Annotated in this window: 3 protein-coding genes and 1 pseudogene; 2 read left to right on the top strand and 2 right to left on the bottom strand. The window is 67.0% G+C overall.

Going from position 1 to position 1,889, the window contains the following annotated elements; genetic code table 11:
- Together B9G38_RS16705 and B9G38_RS16710 are read right to left on the bottom strand one after the other, a co-directional pair.
- Positions 1–209 (bottom strand): annotated as a pseudogene (locus tag B9G38_RS16705) (isochorismate synthase); the annotation flags it as partial.
- A gap of 109 nt (positions 210–318) precedes the next feature.
- Complete coding sequence (locus B9G38_RS16710; RefSeq protein ID WP_086221121.1) at positions 319–933, bottom strand: molybdopterin-dependent oxidoreductase; 615 nt, start codon at positions 931–933, stop codon at positions 319–321.
- 242 nt (positions 934–1,175) lie between these two features.
- Between B9G38_RS16710 and B9G38_RS16715 the strand changes: the two genes are divergently transcribed.
- Together B9G38_RS16715 and B9G38_RS16720 are read left to right on the top strand one after the other, a co-directional pair.
- Positions 1,176–1,391 (top strand): ribbon-helix-helix domain-containing protein, encoded by a 216-nt coding sequence (locus B9G38_RS16715; protein WP_004598554.1) that lies wholly within the window; start codon positions 1,176–1,178, stop codon positions 1,389–1,391.
- Positions 1,392–1,485: 94 nt separating this feature from the next.
- The gene (locus B9G38_RS16720; protein ID WP_086221122.1) at positions 1,486–1,764 is read left to right on the top strand and encodes a UPF0058 family protein; all 279 of its coding nucleotides are present in this window, start codon (positions 1,486–1,488) and stop codon (positions 1,762–1,764) included.
- Positions 1,765–1,889: the final 125 nt, after the last annotated feature.

Genomic DNA, 1,889 nt, shown 5'->3' on the forward strand with positions numbered 1-1,889 from the left:
GCCGCCTCCCGGATCGCCGCGAATCGGTCGCTCCCCGACGCGGTCAGCGTCGTGGCCGCGCCGCCGCCGACGACCAGCGCGTCGTCGGGCGCGCTCCAGGTGGTACGCGGGGACGGCAGCGCGTCGAACGCCGCCGCGAACGCCGGTTCGTCGATCGCCGTGGCCCGGCTGACCAGCGGCGGCGACGACCGAGAGCGCGCCCGTTTCATACCTGTCGAGTCGGGACCGGGGACCCTTTACCCTGACTATCGGGGCGGGGCGCACGGGGGAAATCGAGCGGCGACGGAACGAGGATAGGAGGCAGCGAGAGGTCGATCGTCAGCTGTACCGCTCTTCGTTCCACGGGTTCGCCGTGTCGCTGTACCCGCGCTTCTCCCAGTAGCCCAGCTCGGGCTCGGTGAGGAACTCGACGCCCGAGACCCACTTCGCGCCCTTGTAGGCGTACTTGTGCGGCGTGACGACCCGGATCGGCCCGCCGTGGTCGGCCGGGAGGCCGTCCCCGTCGAAACCGTACGCGAGCTGGACGCCCGGTTTCGTGCACTCGTCGAGCGGGAGGTCGGTCGTGTAGCCGTCGAGCGAGTGGAACAGCACGTGTTCGGCGTCGTCGCGGACGCCCGCGCGCTCTGCGAGATCGGCGAAGGCGACGCCCGTGAACTCGCAGTCGAACTTGCTCCACCCCGTCACGCAGTGGAAGTCCTGTCGCTGGGTGACGGCCGGCAGATCGCGGAACTCGTCGAGCGAGAGGGCGAGCGGCTCCTCGACGGCGCCCCACGCTTCGAGTTCGAACGCGTCCGGGTCCCACGAGGGGGTCCCGCTCTTGGAGAGGACGGGGAACCCGTCGGTCTCGCGCTGGCCCGGCGGGAGTCGGTCGTCGCCGTACTCGCGGTAGAGGTCGGTGAGGTCCTCGGCGGCGTCGACGCCGGAGTCGGTCATGTCCCCGAGTTCGGTCCGGACCGACGTATGAATGTCGCTCTCGGAGACGGGGGGGATCCCCGGGAGCGCCGCGCTCGGCGGGAGCGACGACGACGACCGGTGAGGGGGCGCAGCGTTCGAAATATCTAAATGACTGTTTGGTATGTTGAAAATGAACTTTTGAGCTTTTGTTTTGAGTTTTCAAATCTCCGCATCTCCGACGCCAATTTTATATACGCCATGCCACAAGACCCGGACAGCAAATGCCACGAGTGAAGATAACCGTGCCGGAGCATCTGGAGATGCAGATCGCCCAGATGGTCGAGGAAGGGGAGTTCCTCAACCGCGAGGAGGCGGTCGAAGAGCTGCTGTCGACCGGCATCAAGGCGTACAAAACGAGCGGCCCGCGGGACGACGACGACTCCAACGGATTCGAGGACGAGGGGATGATGGGCCACGAGGACGAGTACGTCTTCTGACCGCGCGGCGCCCTCGGTCGAGGTCCCCGCGGCGCGAAACCGTGCGTACCGCCCTCAACAACGTTTAAAGGGCCTACACCCCGTATTCGTGGGTATGCACAAGGACGAGCTGCTCGAGCTTCACGAGCAAATGGTGACGATCATGGAACACTTCCGCGCGCAGGAGTCCGTCGACGGAACGCTCTTCGACCCCTACGACGAGCTCGAGGTCGACCCGTCGCACGTCCACAAGTCGAAGAGCGAACACAAACACGCCGTGTTCGTCCTCGGCAACGCCCTGGCGAACGCGATGAGCGAAGACGAGTTCTCGCCCGCGGGCCGCGTCGGCAAGCGGATGGAGGAGCTCGCCGACGACGCCGAGAACAAGATCTGAGCCGTCGACCGCGTCCCCGGTCTCGTGCCGCGCTCGACCCGCGTATTGATGTGTGCGCGGCCCCGTCGAACCTGACATGGTCGCGGACGCGCTGGCGGCGGACGCCGCCCCCCCCTCCCCGCGGG

It is taken from the genome of Halorubrum sp. SD612 (genome assembly GCF_002135005.1).